This window comes from Agathobaculum sp. NTUH-O15-33 (assembly GCF_033193315.1).
Taxonomy (GTDB): domain Bacteria; phylum Bacillota; class Clostridia; order Oscillospirales; family Butyricicoccaceae; genus Agathobaculum; species Agathobaculum faecihominis_A.
Genome location: NZ_CP136187.1, coordinates 815,614 through 840,743 on the forward strand (window position 1 = coordinate 815,614; position 25,130 = coordinate 840,743).

Sequence of the window (25,130 nt, forward strand, 5' to 3'; positions counted from 1 at the left end):
ATGGCGATCATATATAGCTCTTTACGGCTTAAAATTATTGCGCGGCGCAAAACCGGATCATGCGTTCGATAAAAATGGGGGATTCCCTGCCGGTCTCCGCGATTTCCAGATCCTCGATCTTATAGTCCGGCTTTAACCGCGGGTTTTGGGTAAGCCGCCGCATAAATGCAGTGCCGGATCGTATCGCGTGTGCGGTGGCGGCGGCAAGGGTGCCGTGTGCGGTGCGGCTTTGCGGAGAATAAACGATGAATTGAGCGGTAACAGATTCCCGGCGGATCAAAATATCAAGCTGCTGCCGCCGGCTGGCAACGGCTGCGCCGATCGCGTTGGCGATATCGGCATGCGGGGGAACAACGACGGTCAGCTGCAATTTCCGGCCCGCCTGCCGCATCCAGCTCACGGCGGGCGCGCCGATCGCCACCACCTGTTTTTGTAAGCGGTAGGCGCCAACCAAATTGCTTGCCGTATCCTTTGCGTTCAGCTGCGCTAAGAAATATTCCACCGCGTCGTTTTGCGTAAAGTCGAGATCGGGGCGGTCAAAATAGAGCGCGGCTTGAAAGAGCGCGCGGTCAATGGCATTCCCCATCGTTTGTTGGATCAAAGAAATCATACGCGGCGTATCCGTTTTACAGCGGGCGGAAAACATGGCAAGACACTGTGCGGGTAAACGCCGGTCCCAAGGACAATACTCGCCTGTCACATGCAAAACATCGGTCGGCGTGAGGGCGATGCGGAGCAGCCTGCCTTGACGCACAAGCTCCTCGATGATCGCATGCAGATTCGGCAGCCGAATGGCTTCCGCTAAAAAGGCGAACGTATGCGGCCCCTGCGTCAGCGCGGCCCCAATTGGCTTGGCGTGCTCTGCAAAGCAGGCGTTGTCCGGGTCGACCGAGACAAAGGCTTCGTAATCGTGATAGGAAAAACGATCGTATGCTTGGCTGCGATAAATTTCGTCGATTTCTTGCAGCAAACAGGGATACTGCGTGCCTGCCCGGCAGAACGGGATCACCTTTTCCGGGCCGATCCGGATTTCGCCGGTTGCGGACGCGTGGATGCGGCTGTCGCCGCCAAGTCCAACGGTGAATACCTCGGCCGCTTTGACGCGGGTGGACCAACCGGCTATCCTAGCGCCCTCGCTTTGGATTTGTAAATCGCCGTTTGTAACATTGACAAGGTCGGTTGTCGTTCCGCCCATGTCGAGCACGATACAGTCCCGCGCTTTCGCGAGATACCGCCCGCCGTTGGCGCTTGCCGCAGGGCCGGAGAGCAGTGTTTCGATGGGCCGAAGCCGGGCGTAGGCTTCATGCATCAGGCAGCCGTTGCCCTTGACGATCATCAGCGGAATGGACAGGTCAAACCGCGCCATTTCGGCTTTAACGGATCGAATCAGATCATGGACGGCGGGAATAAGTCTTGCGTTTAAAACCGCGGTGACGGTACGCTCGTAAAAACCGAGAGCGCTAGACAGCTCGTGCGCGCAAACGACCGGAATATGCAGCCTTTCCTCCACTACATTTCGTACATAGGCTTCATGCGCCGGATTACGAATGCTGGCATAGCCCGATATGGCGATGGCGGCCGCTTTACCGCGGAAGAAATCCACCGTCTGTTCCACCTCCGTTGGGTCGAGGTTTTGAATGACGCGCCCCTTGATATCATGACGCCCCCGCATGACGCGGAACAACGAGGTGGGAAGTCTGCCCTCCGGTTTGGCGCCAATCAGAATAAGCCCCGCTTCCGCGCCGCGCCGGAGGGCGATCGCATTGGTTGCAAGCGTGGTGGAGAGATAAACCGCTGAAAGCTGTTCGCGCAAAGGGGGAGGGATCTGTTCAAACGACCGCGCGATACAGTCCCGTAGGTTTTGCGGCGTGGTTAAGATCTTGGCTTTGTGCAGAACCGCTTGGGTGCCGGTCGTGATGATCACGCTGTCGGTATAGGTGCCGCCTGTATCGATGCCCAAGATCGTTTGCATGGCTTTCCCTCTTTTCGGTCTGGTGCTGCATACGCTAACGACTAAAAGACTTATTATAAGTATAATACTACATTTGGTTTCCGGCTGTCAATTCCTGAATGCAAAGAATTGCGATAAAAAGACGAGAACTTGAAAACTTCCTTAAACTGTATATCGGTTTCATAATAAAGGAAATCATGACAAAACGTTTCATCTATATATAAAATTTATGAAGAAAACAGAAGAAAGGGGTTGACATTTGTCTAATTAAACATATAATAAGACATACGATATGTAATGAAAACAAGGAACAAGAAAGGGATGGGTCGTGTGAACGCAACGTATAATCCGTACGACAATGTGTTAAGGGTGGTGGAAAACGCGGCCGCGATATTGGGCTACAAGGAAGATGAATATTCCACGCTCAAATATCCGGAACGCGAACTCAAGGTTTCGATTCCCGTGGCCATGGACAACGGCGGCATTCAGGTGTTCGAGGGGTTCCGCGTGCAGCATTCGACAACGCGCGGCCCCGCGAAGGGCGGCGTCCGGTTTCACCCCGCTGTCAGTCATGATGAAGTGAAGGCGCTTGCCGCATGGATGACCTTTAAGTGCGCGGTGGTCAATATCCCATACGGCGGCGGCAAGGGCGGCATCATCTGCGACCCCCGCACGCTATCGGAACGCGAACTGCACAGCCTTACCAGCAAATACACGGCCGCCATTGCGCCGCTGATTGGGCCGGAACAGGATATCCCCGCGCCTGATGTCGGCACCAACGCCCGTGTCATGGCATGGATGATGGATACCTACGGCATGCTCAAGGGGCACACGGTGCTGAGCGTTGTCACAGGCAAGCCGCTGGGGCTTGGCGGCATCAAGGGCCGCGGCGAAGCGACCGGCCGGGGCGTTATGATAACAGCCCAAAATATTCTAAAGAAGATGAACCGGCAGGTCGCGGGCACAACGGTCGCCGTGCAGGGGATGGGCAATGTCGGTTCGGTAACGGCGCGGCTGTTGCACGAGATTGGCATGAAGGTCGTGGCGGTAAGCGATGTATCAGGCGGCGTATATGACCCCGACGGGCTGGATATCCCGGAGATTCTTGCGTATCTCTCCCAAACGCGCAACGCCTTGCTTTGCGATTACCGCACCGATTCGCTGATTCATTTGACCAATGCCGAACTGCTGACGCTGGACGTTACGATGCTGGTGCCCGCGGCGCTTGAAAACCAGATCAATGGGGACAATGCCGATCAGATCCGCGCGGAGGTCGTTCTGGAAGCGGCGAACGGCCCGACGACGCTGGAAGCCGATGAGATACTGGAAAAGCGCGAGATTAGACTGGTGCCCGACATTCTGGCGAACGCGGGCGGCGTTGTGGTCTCGTACTTTGAATGGGTTCAAAACATTCAGGAGCTTTGCTGGACCGAGGAACAGGTCAATACCGAGCTGCGCAATATCATGGATGTGGCTTTCGACGAGGTATGGGAAAGCGCGGAAGCAAACGGAAAAACACTGCGCATGGGCGCGTACCTGATCGCGGTCAAACGCGTTGTGGAAGCAAGACTGGGCCGCGGCATTTTCTAAGGAGGCCGCGGCCTGTGAAAGGAGAACGATAGGATGAACCGGTATAAAAATCACGTTTTGGAGCATGCAGACCGGCAAGGCTATGCAACGCCTGCCTTTAATTATTCGGATATATGGGAATATGAAGCCATCGTACAGGCCGCGATAGAGGAGCGTGCGGTCGTTTACACCGCGACCAACATGCGGGTGGCGGAAACGATCGGGCTGCCGTATCTCGGCGCGCTGGGGGCTAAGGCCTATGAACAGACCGGCGGTCAAATCCTAAACCATCTGGATCACTCCAGATCGGTGGAATTGTGTAAGCAGGCCGTGGACTGCGGCTATCACTCGGTCATGATCGACGCTTCCATGTGTTCGTTGGAGGAAAACATAGAAAAAACCTGCGAAGTGGTGGAATACGCGCATAAGCACGGCGTAGTCGTCGAAGCGGAGATCGGCCGCATTTTGGGCCGCAACGTGGAGGGCTCCTATCAGGGCGAGGATTATTTGGTGCAGGTAGAGGACGCGGTACGGCTGGCGCAAAAAACCCATGTGGATTCGCTAGCCATTGGGATAGGGACCGCCCACGGCTTTTATAAGGAAAAGCCGAACATCAATATTGAACGCCTGCAACAGGTCAATGCGGCGATCGATACGCCGCTGGTGCTGCATGGCGGCACGGGAGTACCCTTTGATACCGTGCGCGCCTGTATCCAAAACGGCATGGCAAAAGTAAACTTTGGCACGCAGCTGCATGCAACCTATATCGATACATTAAAAAAAGAGCTGACGGACTATCAGGAGACCGATATAGCGGCGTTTATGATCCCTGTGCGCTCGGCGATCCAATCGGTCGTGCAAAGCTTGATTCAGGTGTGCGGCGCGGAAAACCGGTTTGATGGATAAACACGACGCAGTTTGGAAAAAGGAGGCTTGCGGGATTTGGAACTCTTAAAAAGCGGCATAGAGGCGCGTGCGCTATGTACACCGCTCAAGCTGAAAACCGCCAGAGCATGGCGCACAGGCACGGGCGGGCGGGAGATCGATAAGCTGCTGGGGGCGGCAGAGCCGGCGGATTCGCATTTTCCGGAGGACTGGATCGCTTCCACCGTGCGGGCGCGCAATATTGGACGCGAAGCCTATGCGGAGGAAGGCCTGTCCTATTTGGATACATACGAGGACCTGACGCTTAAAGAGGTGATCGAAGCCTACCCGAACGAGGCGCTGGGACAAAAGCATGTACAGCAAATCGGCAAAGCCCCCGGCGTACTTGCCAAGATCATCGACCCTGCCGAGCGGGCCACCCTGCAGGTGCACCCGGATAAGGAGACCGCGCTGCGGCTGTTTCACTCGCCCTTCGGCAAAACCGAGAGCTGGCATGTGCTTTCGGTCCGGCAGGACACCGACGCCGCGCCCGGCGTTTATCTGGGCTTTAAAAAGGGCGTTACGCGCGAGCGGTGGAAGCAGGTTTTTGACGCGCAGGATATACCGGCCATGTTGGATTGCCTGCACTACTTTCCGGTAAAACCGAAGGATACCTTTATCATTCGCGCGGGCGTGCCGCACGCGGTGAGCAAAGGCTTCCTATTCCTTGAAATGCAGGAGCCGACGGATTTTACCATCCGCACCGAGCGGATGACCGTTAGCGGCTTTCCGATCGACGACCAGCTGTGTCATCAGGGGCTTGGGTTCGAGCAAATGTTCGATTGTTTTCATTACGATGGGCTATCGGAACCAGAGGCGGCCGCGGCCTTTCGCGTACCCGCTAGAACGGTTGCCCAATCGGCGGCAAGCACGCATACCGAGGTGGTCGGGTACGCGCAAACAGATTGTTTCCGGCTGCACCGCTACGAAATCAATACGCAGGCAACGCTGGAAGCGGCTTCGGTATGTAGCGCGCTGTTTGTTTTTTCCGGCAACGGAACGCTGCTGTGCGGCGGCATGGAACAGCCGATCAGACCGGGCGACCAGTTTTTCCTGTCGGCAAGCTGCGGACCGGTAACGCTGCGTACCGACGGCGTGCCGCTTTTGGCCTTTCGCAGCTTTGGGCCACGGTTGGTATGAGTCGCCACATCACCGTGCGGGGCGCTGAGGAAAACAACCTAAAGCGGATCGATCTTAACATTCCCAAGGGGAAGCTGGTGGTTTTCACGGGCGTTTCCGGTTCGGGCAAATCCTCGTTGGTATTCGATACGATCGCGGTCGAAGCCATGCGCCAGCTGCGTGATACCTTTCCGGTATATGTGAGAAACCGCATGCCCCATTACGAAGCGCCAAGGGTGGAAAGCATCGACAACCTGTCTACCGCGATTGTCGTGGATCAAAGGGCGCTGTCGGCAAACGTGCGTTCGACCGTCGGCACGCTGACGGATACAGCGCCTCTCCTAAGGCTTTTATATTCCCGCTGCGCCGCGCCCGCCGCGCCGACCTCGCAAGCGTATTCATTCAACGACCCCAAGGGCATGTGCCTTCGGTGCGGCGGCTTGGGCTATGTCGCGGCGTTTGATCTGGATCGGCTGCTCGATCGCAGCAAGTCGCTCAACGAGGGGGCAATCCGCTTTCCGGGCCATCAGGTGGGCGCCTGTCTGTGGCAGGTGTACGCGCGCTCCGGCCTGTATGACCCTGACAAGCCGCTCGCCCGTTATACAGAGCGGGAATGGAACGATTTTTTGCATGGCTCTGGCGTGACCGTGACGATCCGCAACACCACCGGCAAAGTCTGGGGCAGCAGCTACCAGCAGACCTATGAAGGCTTTCTGGATCGGCTGGAGCGGCTGTATTTAAAGCGCAATATCCATGGCTTGAGCAAAACGAACCAAGGCAACGTTGAGAAATTTATCGTTACGGAGCCGTGCCCAAAGTGCCGCGGCAGCCGTTTAAACGCGGCCGCGCTGCAAAGCAAGCTGATGGGCTATCACATCGCCGAGCTGGGCGCCATGGAGATCAGCGACGTGATACCGCTGCTGCTACGTTTGGACGATCCGATCGGCAAGCCCACAGCGGAAAAAATCGTAGCGCGTTTAAAAAGCGTTGCCGACATGGGGCTGGGCTATTTAAACATGGATCGCGCTTCCACGACGCTGTCGGGCGGCGAGCTGCAGCGGCTCAAGCTGGCGCGGCATTTGGGCAGTAACCTGATCGATCTGATGTACATTTTTGACGAACCGAGCGCAGGTCTGCACCCGCATGATGTGGAGCGGCTGAAACGGCTGCTGCTGCGTCTGCGCGACCGAGGCAATACCGTGCTGGTGGTAGAACATCAGGCGGATATCATCGGTGTCGCCGACCATGTCATTGAGTTGGGACCAAAGGCGGGGCGCGAGGGCGGAGCGGTCGTGTTTCAAGGGCCGGTACGCGAATGGCTGGGCGGCGATACGTTGGGCGCGCGCTATCTTAGCGGCAGTACGCCGCTGAAAAAACGGACTAGACCTGCAAGCGCATACCTATCGGTCCGAGACGCCGCGCTGCATAACTTGAAAAATATTTCGGTGGACATACCCGAACGCTGCATGGTTGTGGTGACCGGGGTGGCGGGCGCGGGAAAAAGCTCGCTCATACGGGGCGCGCTGCTGGCGCAGTATCCGCAGGCGATCTACGTCAGTCAGGCGCCGTTAGGGACCGGCAGCCGCTCCACACCGGCTACCTATACCGGAATGATGGACAAGATCCGGGGCCTTCTTGCCAAAGAAAACAAGGTTTCGCCCAAGTGGTTCAGCGATGGGACGCTGGGCGCGTGTCCCGCTTGCCGGGGCAAGGGCGTCACACGGGTGGATATGGCGTTTATGGATCCCGTGGAGGTCACCTGCGAGACCTGCGGCGGAACACGCTATCATGTGCGTGCGCTGTCGTACCGTTATCACGGGAAAAACATACTTGAAATCATGAAAATGACGATCGACGAGGCGGCGCGTTTTTTTACCGACACGCCCGCGCTGTACCATAAGCTGACTGTGCTGCAGGAGGTAGGGCTGGGATATCTGACGCTGGGACAGCCGACCGCCACGCTTTCCGGGGGCGAATGCCAGCGCATCAAACTGGCCGGCCATCTGAAAGAAAAAAACCATATTTATGTGATGGACGAACCGACAAACGGTTTACATGGCTATGATGTGGAGGTTTTACTGAAGCTGTTCGATCGATTGGTGGACAATGGGAATACGCTCGTTTTGGCGGAGCACAACCTCGACGTGATCCGTCAGGCGGATTGGGTGATCGACTTGGGACCGGACGGCGGAAAGGCCGGAGGAAATATTGTGTTTCAGGGCACCCCGGACAGTCTTGCAGCCTGCAACGCATCCTATACAGGCCGGTACCTGCAAAAAAGCATCACAGCCAACGCTAAGCGGCGGAAAACTGGGGGCGGAACATGAAACAGGATTTAAAGGAGTATATCGCAAGCCTAAAACCGGTAGGGTTTCCGGATGGAAACGCCTTGGTGCGGGAGGGCCGCGAAATGGCGGACCGCATCCCTTGGAACAAATCCCGGTTCCTACGGCAGACCGGCTTTGAAACGTGGGAGCAGTACTGTCTGGATTGCCATAAAAAGGGGAAAAGCGTGTTTCAGCTGCTCATGGGCCTTTCCACCTTGGAAGAACAACTCGACGCGCTGCAAAAAATCGAGGCGTTCTATCAGCGCACCGGCTGCGAGGTGCGCAGCGTACAGGCGATCCCCAGTTCGCTGGTCGGCTTGCCGGCCGCATACTGGGAAAACGCGCCGAGACCCACGAGCTATACCATGAAGGGCGAGGCGGATTGGCTGGCGCAGACGCAGGCAGCCGCGGTGGACGTGTGCTGGGAGGATTGGCACCTGTCCAGCCCCAATAATTTGCAGCAAACGATTTACGCGCTTCAGGCGGGGACCTCGCGGCTGGGCAGTTTCGCACAATATATTTGGGATTTTCCCGGCTGGAGCGATGAGAAAAACCGCTTTTCCGACATGTGCCGCAGCATGGGCATTCTGGCGGCGAAAAAAGAGCAGGGCATGACGGTGAGCACCTACCCCGAGGACGGCGTGGCCGGGTATTTTATGGATGTCTGTTCCATGCTGGGCTATGTCATGCTGGAGCACTATATCATCGAGGACCTGTGCGGCGCGCGTATGGTGCTGAGTTACGGCGGCCTGCTGTCGGAGATCGTGCCGCGTATCGCGTTTGGGCTGGCGTGCGAAAAGCTCTATGGGTCCAAGGACCGTATGTTTGTCGTCGATTATAACGGTTCGACCAATACCGCGTGGAACCACGATATCGAAGCCAACTATGGCATCGGCGCACAGGAAATGTTGCTGGAAGCCGCCGTCAACCTGCACTATGATCTGGCGATCGCCTATAAGCCGGTATCGATCACCGAGGCGATCCGCGTACCGACACTGGAAGAGCTGCTCCATATCACCCGATGCGGCCTTGGCGCGATCGAAAAAGCGGCGGAGTGGGAAGCGATCATCGATTTCAGCAGGTTCGAGACCGTGCGCGATCAGCTGATCGATAAGGGAACGATATTTTACCATAACATTCTAAACGCATTGGAACAGGCGGGCGTTAATATTCGCGATCCGCTGGAAATGATCGTGACGCTCAAACGGTTTGACCCGATGAAGCTGGAAAGCGAGCTGCACCCGAGCGTATCGGAAACGGGCGCGTTTCAGGTCTATGTGCCCACGGTACTATATAAGCAAACGATGCAAAAGAAAAATGACGAACTCGCGGCGCTCCTGCATAAAGGCTATGGCGGCTGTATGCGCGGCCAAAAAGTCGTTTGCGTATCGGCGGATGGTCATAGCTACGGCCTGCTATTAATCCGGCAGCTGTGGCGGGAACTGGATGCGGAAGTGATCGACGGCGGCGTGTACATGGAGCCTGCTTCGGCGCTCGATCTGGCCGATGAGGAAGGCGCGGAACGAATCGCGATCAGCATTCACTGCGGGCAGTGTTTGGATTACGCAAAACAACTGATAAAGCTCGCGCGCCATAGAAATAAAACCTACAAAATCGCAATGGGCGGCGTGCTGAACGCCATGCTGCCGGGCTACGCCGAACCGGTCGATGTGGCCGATCTGATCATGGAACTCGGCATTCTGGCTTCTAACGACTTTGAAAAGCAGGTCGATTTATTTTTAAGGGCCAAATAAGAAGAGGGGTAAGCCTATGAATAACAATTTGATCATTGCCCATGGCGGCGGACCGACCGCTGTGATCAACGCTTCTTTGTTCGGCGCAGTCGACGAAGCAAGAAAGCAGGGGTGTTTTGGCCGCGTTCTGGGCGCGGTACACGGCATCGAAGGGGTTCTGGAAGGAGCAATTTATCGACTTCTCCACCGTATGTGAATCACAGATTCAAATGCTGCCGTACACGCCCTCCTCCGCCATCGGCTCGTGCAGACGCAAGCTGACCGAAGCGGATTATCCCGCCATACTTGAGGTGCTGCGCAGGCAACAAGTCGGCTATTTTATTTATAACGGCGGCAATGACTCGATGGACACCTGCGAAAAGATCGCGCGTATGGCGAAAGCGGCGGGCTATGAGCTGCTGGTAGCCGGGATTCCCAAGACGATCGATAACGATTTGCAATTTACCGATCACTGCCCGGGCTACGGCAGCGCGGCGCGTTTTATAGCCGCCAACACGAGAAACCTGCGGTGCGAGGAACGCGCGCTGCCGCTTTACCCGATGATTGTGGAGACCATGGGCAGAAACGCCGGTTGGCTGACCGCCGCGGCAAGCCTCGCGCAGATCAACGGCAGGCCGTGCGCGGACCTGATCTATCTGCCCGAGCATCCGTTTGAAGAGCAGCGCTTTTTGGACGATATGGAAAGGAGCCTGTCCCGGTCGCGCGCGGTGATCGCGGTGGTTTGCGAAGGGCTGGCTGATGCAGACGGTAAACCCGTGGCCGATACCGGCTTTGTGGACGGCTTTGGGCATTCCGTGCCGGGCGGTACGGCGCAGGCGCTGGCGCGGCTGGTGCTGCAAAAACTGGGCGTGCAGACCCGCTATGAAAAATGGGGACTGGTGGGCCGCGCATCCGAGGTGCGGCAGTCCATGACCGACCGCGCCGAAGCAATCGGCGCGGGACGGCACGCGGTTAAAACATTGGCCGCAGGCGCCTCGGGCTGCATGGTCACGATCACGCGGCTATCCAGCACGCCCTATCAGTGCGGCTTTGGCTTGGCGCCGCTTGGGGACGTGGCCAATCAGGAAAAGAAGTTCCCGCTTTCGTGGATCAACAAGGCGCGCAACGGTATCTGCGGCGGATTTGCAGAGTATTGTCTGCCGCTGCTGGGCGAAGGCTTTACCCCATACGCGGATCTGGGGATTGAACGGTTCGGATAAATCGGCGGATTTAGGAAAGGAGACGTTGCCTACAAGCTTGCAGCAAGAATGGGGACGAAATACAACGATCAGAACAATAAGAAAGAGAGTGCAGACTATGAAAAAAAGAGCGATTACGCGCATTGCGGCCATGATGCTGGGATTGACACTCGCTTTATCTGCCTGCAATGGTGGGGATAGCGGGACTGGGGATCCTGTGCAGCAGGGAAATGAAAAAAACGCTGCGGGCGATACCATAAAGATCGGCGTTTCAAACCTGTCCTTCAAGGAGCCGGTATACCTGTTTCGCCAAAAGGGCTCCGAGGATAAGGCGGCCGAATACGGCAACGTGCAGATCGATTGGCAGGCCTGCGATATGAATATTGCGACCCAGAAAAACACGGTGGAAAACTTTATCGGTCAGGGGTACGACGTGATCGTGATCGAGCCGGTGGACGCGGTATCGATGATCCAGTCGGCCAAAGAGGTGCTGAACGCCGGTATCAAGCTGATCTTGTTTGACACCCGTATGGAGGGCGTTGTGCCGGATGCGTTCATCACCTCCGACCTGTACCAGTTCGGTGTGATGCAGGTCGAGCATTTTGCCAAGCTGCACGGCGCGGATAAGGCCGCCAAGGTGGTTATGATCGACGGCTCGCCCGGCGATTTTACGGCCGAGCTGATGGCGCAGGGCGTGCGCGACACCATTGCAGACAAGTACCCGAATTATGAGATCGTTTACGAACAGCAGATTCAGGATTTCGACCGTGAAAAAGCAATGCGGGCAATGGAGGACGTGATCTCGGTAAACGGCGATACGATCAACGCCGTATTCTGCGCCAACGACGGTATGATGCTGGGCGCGTACAAGGCGGCAAAGAATGCCGGAATCGAAGAGAATATCACCTTTTACGGCGGCGACAACGATAAGGAGACCAATGAAATGATCCTAGCGGGCGCGCATAACATCTACGCGCTGGACCGCGGCGCGATCCAGCAGGGAGAACTGATCACGCAGGCGGCCTACGAGCTGGCGACCGGCGCGGAGCTGACCTATGACCAGAAGGAGGAGGACGGCTACAAGGTGATCATGTCCCAAAACATTATGGTGGGCTATGACAACATGGAACCCAGCAAGGTCCTATACCCGGAACTGTTTGAGTAAGTGCTTGCGGTCATAACAAATATATAGCAGGGTGGGGAGAAAGGAAGCACACATGAGCCATATCAAGATGGAGCACATCACAAAGCAGTTTCCGGGCGTGGTGGCGCTGAACGATGTAACGGTGGAGTTTGAACGTGGAACGATCACCGCGCTGTGCGGGGAAAACGGCGCGGGAAAATCGACGCTCGGCAAGGTGCTCGCGGGCATATACGACCATAAATCCTACGACGGCGCGATCTATGTGGACGGCAAGCAGGTGCAATTCCGCAACACGCTGGACGCGGAAAAGGAAAAGATCGTGCTGGTGCATCAGGAACTGAACCTGATCCCGGACCTGACGGTGGAGGAAAACGTGTTTCTGGGCGATTTTCCTGTGAAGATGGGCCACGTCGATTACGAAACCATGACCCGCCGCACGCTGGAAATCTTCGAGGAGCTGGACATCCATATCGACCCGAAGGAGACCGTGCGCAACCTGTCCACCAGCTTGCAGCAGATGGTTGAGATCACCAAGGCCATCGCGCGCGAGCCGGAGGTCGTTATCTTTGACGAGTCGACCAGCTCGCTGACAGCCAAGGAGATCGGTGTATTCTTCGCCATCCTGCGCAAGCTGCGCGACAAGGGGGTCACGCTGCTGTACGTCTCCCATAAGCTCGAAGAGGTGTTCGAGATCTGCGACCGCGTGGTCATTCTCAAGGACGGCGCTTATGTCAACGAAGCGCCGGTGAGCGAGATCGACCGTGACACGCTGATCACATGGATGGTCGGCCACGGCATGAGCGGGCAGTTCCCGCCGCACGACAAGGATCTGGTGCAGCACGGCAAGGTGCTGTTCGAGATAAAGGATTGGAGCGTCTACAAGACCGGCACGTCCAAATCGGAGGGCCTGAAAACCGTGGACGGCATGTCCTTTCAGGTGTGCGCGGGCGAAGTGGTGGGTCTTTACGGGCTGATGGGCGCGGGCCGCACGCGGCTGCTGAATTCGCTGTTCGACAGCGAACGCTATCCGCACGAAGGCCGGATCTTTGTAAACGGCAGGGAAGTGAAGAACCACACCGCCGTGGAGGCGATTAAAAACGGTCTGGGCTATGTCACCGAGGACCGGCGCAAGACCGGCCTGTGCCTGATCCACTCGGTCAGCGACAATATCCTGCTGGCCTCGCTGCGCAACTACGCCAACCGGCTCGGCTGCATCAGCGACAAGAAGGGCTCGGACGCGCGCGCGGACATGGTGAAACGGCTGAGCATCAAGGTGGCGAACGTGGACAGCTCGGTGGCCAAGCTGTCCGGCGGCAACCAGCAAAAGGTGATCTTCGCCAAGTGGCTGCTCAACAGCCCGCATGTGCTGCTGCTGGACGAGCCGACGCGCGGCATCGACGTGGGCGCGAAAAAGGAGATCTATTCCATCCTGCGGAAGCTGACCGAGCAAGGCGTCGGTATCGTGCTGGTCTCCTCGGAAATTCCGGAGGTCATGGGCGTGAGCGACCGGATACTGGTGGTCAAAAACGGCCGGATCGCCGCGGAGGTGGCCCGCGCGGAAGCAACCGAGGAGCTATTGCTCCATCATGCGATTGGAGGGTAAAGGTATGACGCTTTTAAGAAAGATCGATTGGAAAAAATACACCTCGGTCATTGGCTTGGTCTTGCTGTGCATCATTTCGATCATGCTCAACGACAGCTTTTTGACGCCGCGCAACCTGATGAACATCGTGCGTCAGCTGGCCGTGCCCGGCCTGCTGGCCATCGGCATGACCTACGTGATCATATCGGGCGGCATCGACCTTTCGGTCGGCGGCATCTGTGCGCTGGTCAGCTCGCTGTACGCGCTTTTGCTGCAAAAGGATGTGCCGTTCGCGGCGGCGCTTGTCTTGATGCTTGGCCTTGGACTTTTGCTGGGCCTGTGCTACGGTTTTTTTGTGGCCAAGGTGGGCATCCCGCCGTTTATTGTGACGCTGGCGGGCGTTAACGTATGCAAGGGCGTGGCGCTTGTACTGACAGGCAGCGCCGCGGTCGGCGTGACCGATCAGATGACGCTGGATATTGGCAGCGTCAACCTGTCGGCCATTCCGTCGCTCGTGCTGATCGCGCTTGCAGCGGTCTATTGTGTGTATGCGATGGCCAAGGGTGCGAAGGGAAAGGCCTTCCGCTGGGCCAACCTGATCTATTTAGCGATTCTGGCCTACTGCGCCTATGTGACGCTGCACAGCAAAGGGGTGCCGTATCTGGCGCTGATCTGCATTACTTTGATTCTGGTATTCAATTTTGTACTGAATCACACGGTGTTCGGCAAGGGCATCTACGCGGTGGGCGGCAATATCGACGTCGCGCGCATGGCGGGCGTGAAAACGGTCGGCGTGTTAATCGGCGTTTACGTGGCGGACGCGATGCTCGCCGCGCTCGGCGGCGTGCTGACCGCGGCGCGCCTCGGCGCGGGTTCCCCAACCATCGGCACCAACTGGGAGCTGGACGCGATCGCGGCGGTCGTCATCGGCGGCACCAGCATGACGGGCGGCTCGGGCAAGCTGACCAAGACTGTCATCGGCGTGCTGCTCATCGGCGTACTGAACAACATGCTGTCGCTTATGAATGTGGAAACCAACGTGCAGATGATCTTTAAGGGGCTCATCATCCTCGGCGCGGTCGTGCTCGATAAGGTGACCTCGAACCAGCAGCGCTGAGCGTGGGCAGGGCGGCACGAAGGATGGGCAAGGGAAACAACGAAACGACCTAGGCAAACCGTCACAACACTGCGGAATAGGAGAATAACATGTTAAAAAAGTTTACGGCAGCCCTTCTCAGCTTACTTACGCTATCTTTGGCGGCATGCGGCGATCAGCAAGGTTCTCAGGGGAACGCATCGGACTCTGCGGATTCCAGTACGGAAAAGACCTATAAGATCGGTTTTGTGGCCAACGGCGCGACCCTGTGGGAGTATCCGAAAAGCAGCATCAATTTTTATATGGAATTGCAGGAAAAGTACCCGATCGAGGTCGTTGTGTTTGACGCGCAGGGCGACGCGGGCAAGCAAAGCACGCTTGTGGGCGACGCGATCGCACAGGGGTGCGACGCGATCACGATCATTCCGATCGATAACAAATCGGTGATCCCCGCCTGTACGGAAGCGATGAATGCGGGCGTTCCGGTTTTCAATCTGGGCAGTGTGGACATGGGCGAGGAAAACGCGGGGAAAGCCTTTGTTTCCATGATCGGCGCGGGCAGCGGTTTGGCGGCTTCCGAGATCATTGGCGAGGCGTTTGTCGAGCATCTGGAGCCCGGCAGCAAAGTCGTTTCCATTATCGGGGTTGCGGGTACCAGCGAAACCGAGCAGCGTAACGAGGTATGGCAGAAAATGTGCGAGGAGCACGATATCGAGATACTGGATGTGCAGAGCACGGACTGGGATGCCAGCAAGGCGCTGCAGATCATGCAAAACTATTTGGTGCAATATCCGCAAATCGACGGCGTGTTCTGTCAGTGGGATGACGGCATGGTATCCGTGGCCAAGGCGCTGGAAGCCGCGGGGCGTTTGGAAGGCACCTTTTTGGCGAGTATCGACGGCAACAAAAACGGCTTTGATCTGGTAAGGGACGGCACCATGTATTGTACGGCGGCGCAAAATCAGAAGGAGATTTGCGAAAAGGCGGTCACGACGACACTGGATTATCTGGCGGGCAACGAAGTGGAACCCTACATCACCATTCCCTATATTAAAATCACCAAGGAGAATGTGGATGAGTACAGCCCTTGGTGACCGCATCGGTTTCAGGTAACAAAATGCGGATCGGGCCGCCGGGATGCGTAGTCTTTGGCGGCTTGAATTCTATCATGTGAGGAGGCGGACCGTGCATTCAGAGAATATCTTGGAGATCAACGGCGTTTCAAAGTCGTTCCCGGGCGTCAAAGCGCTGGATCATGTCTCGATAGCCATCCGGAAGGGCGTCGTACACGGCATCGTGGGTGAAAACGGCGCGGGAAAATCTACGTTGATGAAGATACTGTCGGGCGTGTACCGGGCGGATCGGACGGAAGGCTCAAGCATCTGGTTTGATGGGAAACAAATGGAGATTAGCTCCCCGATACAGTCGATGCAATTAGGGCTGAGTATTATTTATCAAGAGTTTAATTTGGTCGATTCCATGTCTGTCGGCGAAAACATTTTTCTGGGCAGGTTTCGGGAAGCGGGCGGTATGCAAGCGCTGCACCGTAAGGCGAGAAGCGCCTTGGATCGTATCGGCTGCGACATTGACACACGCGCCATGGTGGGCGATCTCAGCATCTCGCAAAAGCAGATGGTAGAGATTGCAAAGGCGATTTCGCTGAACAGCAAGCTGATCATCATGGACGAACCAAGCACAACGCTGACAAACGACGAGATGGAAAACCTGATTCGGCTGATCAACGAGCTGCGGGCCGATGGGATCACGATCATTTATATTAGCCATAAACTGGAGGAAATCTTCGCGCTGTGCGATCAGGTCACGGTGATCCGGGACGGCAGCGTGATTGGCACGCGCGATATTGAGGATATCACGCGCGAAGAAATGGTCTCTATGATGGTGGGGCGATCTATCGAAAGTGAATTCCCCCCGAGGCCGCAAACCGCGGGCGATGTGCTGCTTGCGGTGCATCACCTGCATACGAACAAGCTGCACGATGTTTCCTTTCAGGTAAAGGCGGGGGAAATTCTGGGCTTGGTCGGTCTGGTGGGCGCGGGCCGGACCGAGATCGTGCGGGCGCTGTTTGGCGCGGACGCGAAACAAAGCGGCGAGATCCGCATTCATGGCGAGGCGGTGACGATCCGCAATCCGGTGGATGCAAAAAAAGCGGGAATCGGGTTTGTTACCGAGGATCGGAAACAGCAAGGCCTGTTCATGCGGTTTTCCGTAGCGGATAATATCGTGGTCGCCACGATGAACAAGCTGGCGAAACGCGGCTTTGTCAGCAAACGCAGGGAGGAGGAGATCGCACAGGGCTATGTGGAGAGCTTGGGCATTAAAACGCCGAAGCTGTCCACGAAGGTCATGAGCCTTTCGGGCGGCAATCAGCAAAAATGCATCATTGGAAGGTGGCTGGAAATGGAGCCGCGCGTCCTGATTTTGGACGAACCGACCCGCGGGATCGACGTCGGCGCCAAATATGAGATCTACCTGCTGATGAAAGAGATCGCAAGCAAGGGAAACGCTATTATACTAATCTCTTCCGAACTGCCCGAGGTGTTGAACCTGAGCAACCGTTGCCTTACCATTTCGGCCGGCCGCGTTGTAGGGGAGTTTGACCCGGCGGTGGACTCGGCGGAACGCATCATGCAGAGCATATTGACATAGGGGGGCGTGGAATGAGACAAGCCACAAAAGGAATGCTTTATAGGTTTACGGCAAATTACATGATCTTGATCGCCATTTTTGTTCTATGCGCTTACAGCGCGATCGCAAATCCCGTCTTTTTGCGCATGGATAATGTTCTAAACGTCGGCCTACAGTCCGCCGCGATCGGGATCGCCGCGCTCGGCATGACGACGATCATGATCGGCGGCTATATCGATTTGTCGCTGCCGGGCATGTTCGCGCTCACCTCGGTCACATTTTGCAAGGCGGCCGAATGGACGGGCAATCCATGGATCGCGATCCTTGCCGCGCTTGGAATGGGACTGGCCGCCGGCGCGCTCAACGGTGCGATCATGGTGCTGTTCGGCGCTAGAACCATGAACAACATGCTGTTCATCTCCTATGGCATGGGTATGGTATTCAAGTCGCTGACGGCGTTTATCAACGACCGGGTCATCAACCTGACGCCGCACCCTGTGTTCAAGGCGATCGGAGAAGAACGCCTGCTGCGCGTCCCCATCTCCTTTTTGATCTTTTTGGCGATCGTGCTGCTGATGCATCTGTTTCTCAAAAAGACCGTATCGGGAAAATCGATCTACTATTTAGGCTGTAATTACGAAGGCGCGCGGCTGGCCGGTATCAATACCAGACGCACGGTGCTGCTCATCTTTATAATCGGCGGGTTACTGGCCGCGGCGGGATCGATCGTCAATGTTGCGCAGGTGTCGCAGGCAAGCACCAATTCGGGCTATAACTATGAAATCAACGCCATCACCGCGGCGGTGCTGGGCGGTACGGCGTTCAAGGGCGGCCGGGGCGGCGCGTTTAATACATTTTTGGGCGCGATTATGTTTGTGCTGCTGGCCAACTCGCTTCAGCTTCTGGGATTCAGCGCGTATGCGCAATATGCCATGAAGGGCCTTATTCTGGTGGCGGTGATCCTGCTGGACAGCAAAAAGGATGTTTTGGAGGCGCGAGGATGAAAAAAGAGATCTGGCGCCGCGACGGCGTACTTCGGTTTTTCAAAAAGAATATCGCGGTGGATATCATCATTTTGTTTTTTATAGTCGCTCCCTTTATGAATGCTTCTTTTCTCAGCGCCTACAACCTATCTCAGATATTGGTGCAGACCGCGACGACTCTAATCGTGGCGGTTGGGGTTATGTTTGTCATCATCACGGGAGAATCCGATCTGTCTATTGGCGGCCTCATGTGTTTGTCGGGGATCGTGGCCATATACCTGCAGCCGGAACTTCCGCTGCCGGTCATTTTGCTGATCGTCATGGCGATGGGCTGCGTGCTCGGCTGTTTGACCGGCCTGCTCGTATCCGTTTTAAAGCTCGATGCGTTTATTGTGACGCTGGGCATACAAATGATCTATCTGGGCGTCAACCTGATCATAACGGACGGTCAAACCGTGGCGGGGGAAGACCCCGCGTTTGTACAATGGGGGACCGGCAAGCTGTTTCAATTTGTGCCCTATGCGTTTGTGATCGCGCTCACGCTGGTAGTGATCGCTTATTGGGTGCTTTCCCGCACCCAATTCGGCCGCGATTGCTACGCGGTGGGCGGCAACTATGAGGTGGCGAAGTATGCGGGTATCCGCGTGGTGCGGCAAAAGCTCCTTTGCTATGTGATATGCGGCTGCTTGGCGGCTCTGGCGGGGTTCTTCCTGTCGGCGCGTATGAACGCGGGTAACGGTAATTTCGGTACCATGATCCCGTTTAACGTCCACTGCGGCATCGTCATCGGCGGCACGTATCTATCGGGCGGCACGGGCGGCGCATGGCACACGCTGGCGGGTATTTTAATGATGAGTGTGCTGCAAAACGTGATGAATATTATAGGCGCGGACGCATATATCCAGCAGCTGGTGCAAGGGCTGATTATCGTATTGATTATCGGGTTTGCCTGTTACGAGCAAACGCGTAAAAAGCAAGCGGCCTGATCGCTTGGGAAAGGATAAAAGACATGAAAAAGAGGATTTTGAACGAACGGCTGGCCGCCATTTTGGCCAGCGCGAGACACGGCGAAATGATTTTTGTCGCGGATGCCGGCAGCGGTTCTTCCGACAAGGCGTTGGTGCCGCTCGATCCCAGCGTGGAGTATCTGGATTTGGGCGTGGTGACGGGGGTGCCCAGCTTTTTAGACGTCGTCACGGGCATGGCGGCGGCAGGCGATATCGAATCGATCATTGTGGCGGACGAAATGCCGCGGGTGAACCCCGCCTATTATCAGGCGTTGGTTGATCTGGTGGGCAAGGAAAATGTATGGCTGGTGCGGTACATTCCGGAACTTTATGACCTGCGCAACAAATGCAAAGCGATGGTGCAGACCGGCGACTATGGCCTGCAGGGCAATGCGATCTTGGTCGCGGGCTATCCCAGCGAGAATATTCCCCTGAAATGGCTGATGGACAGAGATCCGGAAACCTATAACGAAAAGGAGAAATAAACAATGCCGTACCTGTCAAACGAGCCAGCGGTGTTCTACCGGGTATGGAACACGGAATGCCCCAAGGCAAACGTTGTTTTCTTGCATGGAGCGGGCGAGCATAGCGGCTTATACCATCGGTTTGCCGCCGGGCTCAACGCGGAAGGATATCGGGTCTGGGCGATCGACCATATCGCCCATGGACATACGCCGGGCTCGGTCGAAGCGGTGTATGAAGTAAGCGCGCTGGCCGATAACGCACGCCGGCTGATTCGTTTGGCGCAAGAGGAGACTGACGCGTTAAAAACCGTGCTGATCGGCAATTCGCTGGGCGGCGTTACCGCCGGCTTGCTGATGAGCATGGAGGACGCGCCTGCGATCGCGGGGCTGGTGCTCACCTCAACGCCGCTGGCGCCGCTGCAAAACATCGATGAACTGGACAAGGCGATCATGTCGCTGGAGCCGACCTATCTGGACGAACTTGCCTCTGATCCCTTGCTGCCGCGTATGGAACCGCTGGATTATGACCGGCTGGACGCCGCTATGTGCAAGGCGGTCGAACAAATGCAAAGCAAGGCCCCTTGCTGGCCGTTTCCTGTTTTGCTGATTAATGGGGAAAACGATGTGCTGGCCCTGCCCGAAACGGCAAGGGCATGGGCAAAGAACATCCCGCGCGGCCGCGCGTTGACCATCAAGGGTGGACATCATGATATTCTCAATGATACGAGCTATGCCGTAGTGACCCGTCTGATCGCTTCGTTTGTTTTGGAAGCGACAAACCCATATTTGCTGTACTAGAGCGTCCCAAAGAGGCAAAATACATGAAAGTCTACACAAAGGATATGACAAAAGGCTCACCAATACGGCTGATTCTGTTTTTTACGTTTCCGCTGCTTCTGGGCAACCTGTTTCAGCAGGGATATATGATAACAGATTCCATTATTGTTGGCCGCGGGGTGGGGGTTCAAGCGCTTGCCTCGCTGGGCGCGACCGACTGGATCTACTGGCTGTTTCTATGGGCTGTGCAGGGCTTTACCAGTGGATTTTCAGTCAGGATCGCACAGTCGTTCGGCGCGGGCGACCTAGGCGGCGTGCGTAAAACTACTGCGATGGTCTTTTTGCTTTGCGCTGTATTCGGTCTGGTGCTGACGGCGGCAGGGCTACTTTTGACAGACCCGCTGTTGACCCTGTTGCGTACGGAAACGGCGATTTTCAACGGTTCACAAATTTACCTTAACGTTATGTTTGCGGGCATGTTGGCGGTCGTAGCCTATAATATGGGGGCCGCCATTCTGCGCTGTTTGGGAGATAGTCGCACGCCGCTGATCGCTATGATCGTTGCGGCGGTACTGAACGTCGCGCTGGATGCGGCGTTTGTGCTGGTATTCCATTGGGGGATATTCGGAGCGGCGTTTGCCACGGTTCTGGCGCAATTCTTTGCGTTTCTATATTGCGCTGCCGCGCTGCGCAGACTGCCGGTAATGAGACTGCATAAATCGGATTGGAAAGCGGATAAACAGCTGCTGAAAAATCTGGTGCGGCTTGGTATACCTGCCGCGTTTCAATATAGTATCATTTCAGTGGGCGGCATGGTGCTGCAATCGGTAATCAACGGCTATGGATTTGTGTTGATAGCTGGCTTTACCGCTACCAACAAGCTTTATGGCGTGCTGGAGAGCACCTCGATCGCACTGGGGCAGGCGATGGTGACCTATATGGGACAAAACAGCGGGGCAAAGAAGATCAAGCGTATCGATCAAGGCATGCGTGGCGTGACCATACTGTCCGCATTGTTTTCTACTGCTATTGCAGTGGTCATGATCGCTTTCGGCAGAAATATTCTCAGCCTGTTCGTATCGGCGGGCGAGCGGGACTCGGCGCAGGTGATTGAAATCGCATACCGTTATTTGTTCATCATGTGCTGCCCGCTGTTTTTACTATTTAGTGTTAATATTTATCGTTCCGCACTGCAAGGCTTGAATAAACTATCCCCCACAGTGATCTCCGGTTCGATCGAGATGATCATGCGAATCGGCGTGGCTCTGATTTTGCCGCGTCTGATTGGACAAGCGGGTATATTTTTTGCCGAGGTTGCAGCATGGGGAACAGCGGGCCTTTTTATGATAATATACTACTACAGCCATATCGGGCGTATTAAACAGGAAATATCAGGTGAACCGGCCCCGCGCTAAGAGATATTGAATAAGTGCCGTGTGGATTTGGATATTTTGCAGTGATGAAAAAAGAGCATGCAACAACGCCCCGGGCGCTCCTTTAGGGGAGCGCCCGGGGCGTTGTTGCATATGTGCGGTAAAAATGCAGCAGCGATCGTTTAGCAGCGCGCCGTGGCAAACGCTTCATAGGAGCGCACGCCTTTTTGCAGGCGTGCGAGTCCGTCCGTCAGGCGCTTTCGCGGACAGGCGATGTTCATGCGCAAAAAGCGGTCGCCGTTGCCGCCGAATTCCGCGCCGGGGGATAGCCAAAGCCCGGTCTCGTTCCGGATATGCCGGGCAAGCTCCTGAGACGACCAGCCTGCTTTGCCGCAATCCAGCCACAACAAATAGGTTGCCTGCGAAGGCACGAGCGATAGCTGCGTAAGCTCTGCCGCTAGAAATTCTCGGACCAGCGTTTTGCCGGCGGAAATGTGTTCCCGCAGCGCGTCCAGCCACGCGCCGCCCTGTGTAAAGGCGGCGATCGCCGCGTCAATGGCAAAGGCGTTGGGCTCGGCTATTTCGTCGGTATTCAGCGCCCGCCATACCTTGTGCCGCAACGTGGGATCGGGCGCCATGGCCGCCGCGGTTTGCAGCCCGGCCAAATTGAACGCCTTGGTCGGCGCGAGACAGGTAACGCTGTTTTGCATGCAATGCGCGGATACGGATGCAAAAGGCACATAGGCGCGGCCCGGATCGGTCAAATCGCAGTGGATCTCGTCGGACAGCACCAGTACGTGATGCGTCCAGCACAGCTCGCCGATGCGGGCGAGCGTTTCGCGGCTCCACAGGTTGCCTGTTGGGTTGTGCGGATTGCATAGCAGCAGCAGCGCGGTCTGCGGGTCGGCAAGCTTGCGCTCTAAATCCTCCCAATCGATGCGGTAGGCCGCGCCGTCGTAAGCAAGCGGGCTTTCAAGCACGCGCCTGCCGTTGTTCCGGATCGAGCTGAAAAAGCAACCGTACACCGGCGTCATCACCAGTACGTTTTCGCCGGGCGTGGTCAGCTTGCGGATGACGCTGGATAGAATGGGGACCACGCCCGAGGCGAACACCAGCCAGTCTTTCTCCATGGCGAAGCCGTGCCGCTCGCGCCACCAGCCGCAGATCGCCTCATACCACTCCTCCGGCACGGTCGAGTAGCCGAACAGACCGCTTGCGGCGCGGGCCTTGATTGCGGCTGTGATCTCGGGCGCGGCGGCAAAGTCCATGTCCGCAACCCACATGGGCAGTTCATTTTCCGCCGCGCTCCACTTGAGAGAATGCGTGCCGCGCCGGTCAATCAACGTGTCAAAATCATAATTCAAGAATGCACCTGCTTTCAGTCGGTCCGAACGGTCGCTTCCACCTTGCCCGCGCCGAGCGCCGCCGCCAGTCCGGCGGGTTCGTCCACTTGGCCCAAACGGGAATAGCGATACGAGCGGGAAAAGCCTTTGTAAAACAGCACCCATTTTTCATGCGGCAGCGCCCCTCTCTTAAACGGTTTTTCCCATCCGGTACGCAGATTCGAGCGCGGCGGGAAAATTCTTGATTTGTCCCATGCCGTCCGCGCCGCAGCCGCGCGCCACACCGGCGAGTTTCGCGCTTTCAAAGCAGGAAATCCAGCCCTCCAACCCTTGCACAGCGCCGTCCGTCGCGCTATTGTCGCTGTCCGCCGCCGTGGCCAACAAGTAGATATCCCGAAACGCGTACTCGCCCGGAAAAAGCGGATTGGAGCGGTCGAGCAGCGTTTTCATCTGCCCGCACATTTCGTAAAAATAGATCGGCGTGGCGAAGGCGATGACTTCCGCCTGCCGCATCTTTTCCACGATCTCGTTTGCGTCGTCCCGGATCACGCAGCGCCGCGTCTTTTGGCACGCCAGACAGCCCCGGCAAAAACCGATCGTTTTGTCATACAGGCACACCTTTTCCGTTTCGTGTCCCGCGTCCCTCGCGCCGCGCAGGAATTCATTTGCCAGCGTTTCCGAATTACCGTCAATGCGCGGGCTGGTGCAAACGACCAGAACTTTCTTACTCATATTGTTTCCTCCGTTTTGATTTTTTTCATGATACGGGCGGGCACGCCGCCTACAACAGTACGCGGCGGCACGTCCTTGGTGACCACCGCGCCCGCCGCGACGATCGCGCCGTCGCCAATGGTCACGCCGGGAACAACGGTCGCGTTTGCGCCGATCCAGACGGATTGACCGATTACGATCGGCGCGGGGCGCATGATATGCCGCCGCGCCGGGTCTTCCTCGTGGTTGAGCGTCGCCAGCACCACGTTATGTCCGATCAGCGCGTTATCGCCGATCACGATGCCGCCCTGATCCTGAAAGCGGCAGCCGGTGTTGATGAATACGTTTTTGCCGACACGGATATTTTTGCCGTAATCGGTGTAGAAGGGCGGGAACAGGCAAAAGCTATCGTCCTCCGGTTGGCCGATCAACGCGAAGAAAAGCGCCCGCACCTTTTCCGGTTCGTGGTAGGCCCCGTTCAGTTCCTGTGTCAGCCGAAGCGCGCGCTCGCTTGCGGCGCGCATAACGGCCGGGTTCTGCAACCCTAAAGCGATCTCTTGATTCTCCATCCTCTTTTACTCCTCCGCGCTGATGTGGACGATCTTATTGCCCCAGCCCTCCAGCACGGGATTTTCCGTGACCGCGGTCTGGAATTCATCGGTAACCGCAAACGTACCGATTTTGGTGTACTCCCCCGCGACCTCCGCGTCCTGATAAAACAGCACGATGCGGCCCGGCTCGGCGTAATACACCTCGCCCGCTTTTTCGGATGAAACGTCAGTGGGCGCGGCGGGTACCTCATACCGGCTGGGGATGTCGTAATACTGCATGACCTCCCAGTTTTCAAAGTCGTCATAGTGGTAAATGGGTAGCCGCCAAGCGGCCGTGCCCACATAGCCCGCGATCGCGGCGGCGGTCTCGTTGTCCTCCAGCTGCATGGTAAAGGGCGCGCCGTCGTCGCCAAAGCGGACTGTGAGCGCGGTCGGCGCCGCGGCAGGTTCGCCGCCGGTATCGGCGGGCTGGGTCACCGTTTCGCCGGGAGCGGCGGCGTCTGCCGTGTTTTCCGTGTTGTTCCGGCCGCAGCCGGTCAGCAGCGCGATCGTCGCCAGCAGGATAGCCGGCAGTATGGATAAGCGTTTTCTTCTCATAAGTTTTCCTTCCCGCGCCGCACCGGGCGCATCG

General features: G+C 56.7%; 22 protein-coding genes and 1 pseudogene. 17 read left to right on the top strand and 6 right to left on the bottom strand.

From position 1 onward, the window contains the following. Positions 1-34 precede the first annotated feature (34 nt). Entirely contained in the window at positions 35-1,972 is a 1,938-nt protein-coding gene (locus RWV98_RS04290) for a hydantoinase/oxoprolinase family protein (RefSeq protein WP_317864000.1), read from the bottom strand. A gap of 300 nt (positions 1,973-2,272) precedes the next feature. On the opposite strand from RWV98_RS04290, the gene RWV98_RS04295 reads away from it, so the two are divergent. The 17 genes and pseudogenes from RWV98_RS04295 to RWV98_RS04375 all read left to right on the top strand — a co-directional run bounded on the left by RWV98_RS04295 (position 2,273) and on the right by RWV98_RS04375 (position 21,936). Continuing rightward, the gene (locus RWV98_RS04295; protein ID WP_442872098.1) at positions 2,273-3,541 is read left to right on the top strand and encodes a Glu/Leu/Phe/Val family dehydrogenase; all 1,269 of its coding nucleotides are present in this window, start codon (positions 2,273-2,275) and stop codon (positions 3,539-3,541) included. 33 nt (positions 3,542-3,574) lie between these two features. Next, positions 3,575-4,426 (top strand): class II fructose-bisphosphate aldolase, encoded by an 852-nt coding sequence (locus tag RWV98_RS04300; RefSeq protein ID WP_317864004.1) that lies wholly within the window; start codon positions 3,575-3,577, stop codon positions 4,424-4,426. Between the two features lie 792 nt (positions 4,427-5,218). Beyond that, a pseudogene (locus RWV98_RS19370) lies at positions 5,219-5,473 on the top strand (hypothetical protein); the annotation flags it as partial. Positions 5,474-5,580: 107 nt separating this feature from the next. Continuing rightward, entirely contained in the window at positions 5,581-7,890 is a 2,310-nt protein-coding gene (locus tag RWV98_RS04310; RefSeq protein WP_317864007.1) for an excinuclease ABC subunit UvrA, read from the top strand. After that, positions 7,887-9,644, top strand: coding sequence for a cobalamin B12-binding domain-containing protein (locus RWV98_RS04315; RefSeq protein WP_317864008.1), 1,758 nt, complete (start codon positions 7,887-7,889; stop codon positions 9,642-9,644). Before RWV98_RS04310 ends, RWV98_RS04315 begins: the two co-directional genes overlap by 4 nt. A gap of 16 nt (positions 9,645-9,660) precedes the next feature. Next, a complete protein-coding gene (locus RWV98_RS04320) occupies positions 9,661-9,840 on the top strand; it encodes a hypothetical protein (protein ID WP_317864010.1) in 180 nt (59 codons plus the stop codon). Beyond that, a complete protein-coding gene (locus RWV98_RS04325; RefSeq protein WP_317864012.1) occupies positions 9,761-10,843 on the top strand; it encodes a diphosphate--fructose-6-phosphate 1-phosphotransferase in 1,083 nt (360 codons plus the stop codon). The genes RWV98_RS04320 and RWV98_RS04325 overlap by 80 nt, the downstream gene beginning before the upstream one ends. Positions 10,844-10,940: 97 nt before the next feature. After that, entirely contained in the window at positions 10,941-11,987 is a 1,047-nt protein-coding gene (locus RWV98_RS04330) for a sugar ABC transporter substrate-binding protein (RefSeq protein WP_317864014.1), read from the top strand. 52 nt (positions 11,988-12,039) lie between these two features. Next, entirely contained in the window at positions 12,040-13,569 is a 1,530-nt protein-coding gene (locus tag RWV98_RS04335; RefSeq protein ID WP_317864016.1) for a sugar ABC transporter ATP-binding protein, read from the top strand. A 4-nt stretch (positions 13,570-13,573) separates the two neighbouring features. Next, positions 13,574-14,665, top strand: a complete 1,092-nt coding sequence (locus RWV98_RS04340; protein ID WP_317864018.1) for an ABC transporter permease subunit — start codon at positions 13,574-13,576, stop codon at positions 14,663-14,665. 89 nt (positions 14,666-14,754) lie between these two features. After that, complete coding sequence (locus tag RWV98_RS04345; RefSeq protein ID WP_317864020.1) at positions 14,755-15,738, top strand: sugar ABC transporter substrate-binding protein; 984 nt, start codon at positions 14,755-14,757, stop codon at positions 15,736-15,738. A 91-nt stretch (positions 15,739-15,829) separates the two neighbouring features. Next, positions 15,830-17,311 (top strand): sugar ABC transporter ATP-binding protein, encoded by a 1,482-nt coding sequence (locus tag RWV98_RS04350; protein WP_280961181.1) that lies wholly within the window; start codon positions 15,830-15,832, stop codon positions 17,309-17,311. 11 nt (positions 17,312-17,322) lie between these two features. Next, positions 17,323-18,294 (top strand): ABC transporter permease, encoded by a 972-nt coding sequence (locus RWV98_RS04355; RefSeq protein WP_317864021.1) that lies wholly within the window; start codon positions 17,323-17,325, stop codon positions 18,292-18,294. Further along, positions 18,291-19,259, top strand: a complete 969-nt coding sequence (locus RWV98_RS04360; protein ID WP_317864022.1) for an ABC transporter permease — start codon at positions 18,291-18,293, stop codon at positions 19,257-19,259. The genes RWV98_RS04355 and RWV98_RS04360 overlap by 4 nt, the downstream gene beginning before the upstream one ends. Positions 19,260-19,282: 23 nt before the next feature. Next, the gene (locus tag RWV98_RS04365) at positions 19,283-19,765 is read left to right on the top strand and encodes an RbsD/FucU family protein (RefSeq protein WP_280961184.1); all 483 of its coding nucleotides are present in this window, start codon (positions 19,283-19,285) and stop codon (positions 19,763-19,765) included. Positions 19,766-19,768: 3 nt separating this feature from the next. Further along, the gene (locus RWV98_RS04370; RefSeq protein WP_317864023.1) at positions 19,769-20,542 is read left to right on the top strand and encodes an alpha/beta hydrolase; all 774 of its coding nucleotides are present in this window, start codon (positions 19,769-19,771) and stop codon (positions 20,540-20,542) included. 23 nt (positions 20,543-20,565) lie between these two features. Further along, positions 20,566-21,936, top strand: a complete 1,371-nt coding sequence (locus RWV98_RS04375; RefSeq protein WP_317864024.1) for an MATE family efflux transporter — start codon at positions 20,566-20,568, stop codon at positions 21,934-21,936. A 140-nt stretch (positions 21,937-22,076) separates the two neighbouring features. Here the strand turns inward: RWV98_RS04375 and RWV98_RS04380 are convergent, their stop codons facing one another. From RWV98_RS04380 to RWV98_RS04400, 5 genes are read right to left on the bottom strand one after another with little or no spacing between them, the layout of a single operon-like run. Continuing rightward, on the bottom strand, positions 22,077-23,258 hold the full coding sequence (locus RWV98_RS04380; protein WP_317864025.1) for a MalY/PatB family protein: 1,182 nt from the start codon (positions 23,256-23,258) through the stop codon (positions 22,077-22,079). A gap of 14 nt (positions 23,259-23,272) precedes the next feature. Then, a complete protein-coding gene (locus tag RWV98_RS04385) occupies positions 23,273-23,398 on the bottom strand; it encodes a hypothetical protein (protein WP_280961187.1) in 126 nt (41 codons plus the stop codon). A 28-nt stretch (positions 23,399-23,426) separates the two neighbouring features. Further along, positions 23,427-23,969 (bottom strand): flavodoxin family protein, encoded by a 543-nt coding sequence (locus RWV98_RS04390; RefSeq protein ID WP_280961188.1) that lies wholly within the window; start codon positions 23,967-23,969, stop codon positions 23,427-23,429. Next, positions 23,966-24,517: a sugar O-acetyltransferase gene (locus tag RWV98_RS04395; RefSeq protein WP_317864027.1), complete on the bottom strand. Its 552-nt coding sequence runs from the start codon at positions 24,515-24,517 to the stop codon at positions 23,966-23,968. Before RWV98_RS04395 ends, RWV98_RS04390 begins: the two co-directional genes overlap by 4 nt. Positions 24,518-24,523: 6 nt before the next feature. Further along, positions 24,524-25,096, bottom strand: a complete 573-nt coding sequence (locus tag RWV98_RS04400; RefSeq protein ID WP_317864028.1) for a cyclophilin-like fold protein — start codon at positions 25,094-25,096, stop codon at positions 24,524-24,526. Between the last annotated feature and the right edge of the window lie 34 nt (positions 25,097-25,130).

Bases quoted from the DNA above. Each gene is read 5' to 3' on its own strand.
- RWV98_RS04290 (WP_317864000.1), bottom strand. From the start codon at position 1,972: ATGCAAACGATCTTGGGCATCGATACAGGCGGCACCTATACCGACAGC.
- RWV98_RS04295 (WP_442872098.1), top strand. From the start codon at position 2,273: ATGGGTCGTGTGAACGCAACGTATAATCCGTACGACAATGTGTTAAGG.
- RWV98_RS04300 (WP_317864004.1), top strand. From the start codon at position 3,575: ATGAACCGGTATAAAAATCACGTTTTGGAGCATGCAGACCGGCAAGGC.
- RWV98_RS04310 (WP_317864007.1), top strand. From the start codon at position 5,581: ATGAGTCGCCACATCACCGTGCGGGGCGCTGAGGAAAACAACCTAAAG.
- RWV98_RS04315 (WP_317864008.1), top strand. From the start codon at position 7,887: ATGAAACAGGATTTAAAGGAGTATATCGCAAGCCTAAAACCGGTAGGG.
- RWV98_RS04320 (WP_317864010.1), top strand. From the start codon at position 9,661: ATGAATAACAATTTGATCATTGCCCATGGCGGCGGACCGACCGCTGTG.
- RWV98_RS04330 (WP_317864014.1), top strand. From the start codon at position 10,941: ATGAAAAAAAGAGCGATTACGCGCATTGCGGCCATGATGCTGGGATTG.
- RWV98_RS04335 (WP_317864016.1), top strand. From the start codon at position 12,040: ATGAGCCATATCAAGATGGAGCACATCACAAAGCAGTTTCCGGGCGTG.
- RWV98_RS04340 (WP_317864018.1), top strand. From the start codon at position 13,574: ATGACGCTTTTAAGAAAGATCGATTGGAAAAAATACACCTCGGTCATT.
- RWV98_RS04345 (WP_317864020.1), top strand. From the start codon at position 14,755: ATGTTAAAAAAGTTTACGGCAGCCCTTCTCAGCTTACTTACGCTATCT.
- RWV98_RS04355 (WP_317864021.1), top strand. From the start codon at position 17,323: ATGAGACAAGCCACAAAAGGAATGCTTTATAGGTTTACGGCAAATTAC.
- RWV98_RS04360 (WP_317864022.1), top strand. From the start codon at position 18,291: ATGAAAAAAGAGATCTGGCGCCGCGACGGCGTACTTCGGTTTTTCAAA.
- RWV98_RS04365 (WP_280961184.1), top strand. From the start codon at position 19,283: ATGAAAAAGAGGATTTTGAACGAACGGCTGGCCGCCATTTTGGCCAGC.
- RWV98_RS04370 (WP_317864023.1), top strand. From the start codon at position 19,769: ATGCCGTACCTGTCAAACGAGCCAGCGGTGTTCTACCGGGTATGGAAC.
- RWV98_RS04375 (WP_317864024.1), top strand. From the start codon at position 20,566: ATGAAAGTCTACACAAAGGATATGACAAAAGGCTCACCAATACGGCTG.
- RWV98_RS04390 (WP_280961188.1), bottom strand. From the start codon at position 23,969: ATGAGTAAGAAAGTTCTGGTCGTTTGCACCAGCCCGCGCATTGACGGT.
- RWV98_RS04395 (WP_317864027.1), bottom strand. From the start codon at position 24,517: ATGGAGAATCAAGAGATCGCTTTAGGGTTGCAGAACCCGGCCGTTATG.
- RWV98_RS04400 (WP_317864028.1), bottom strand. From the start codon at position 25,096: ATGAGAAGAAAACGCTTATCCATACTGCCGGCTATCCTGCTGGCGACG.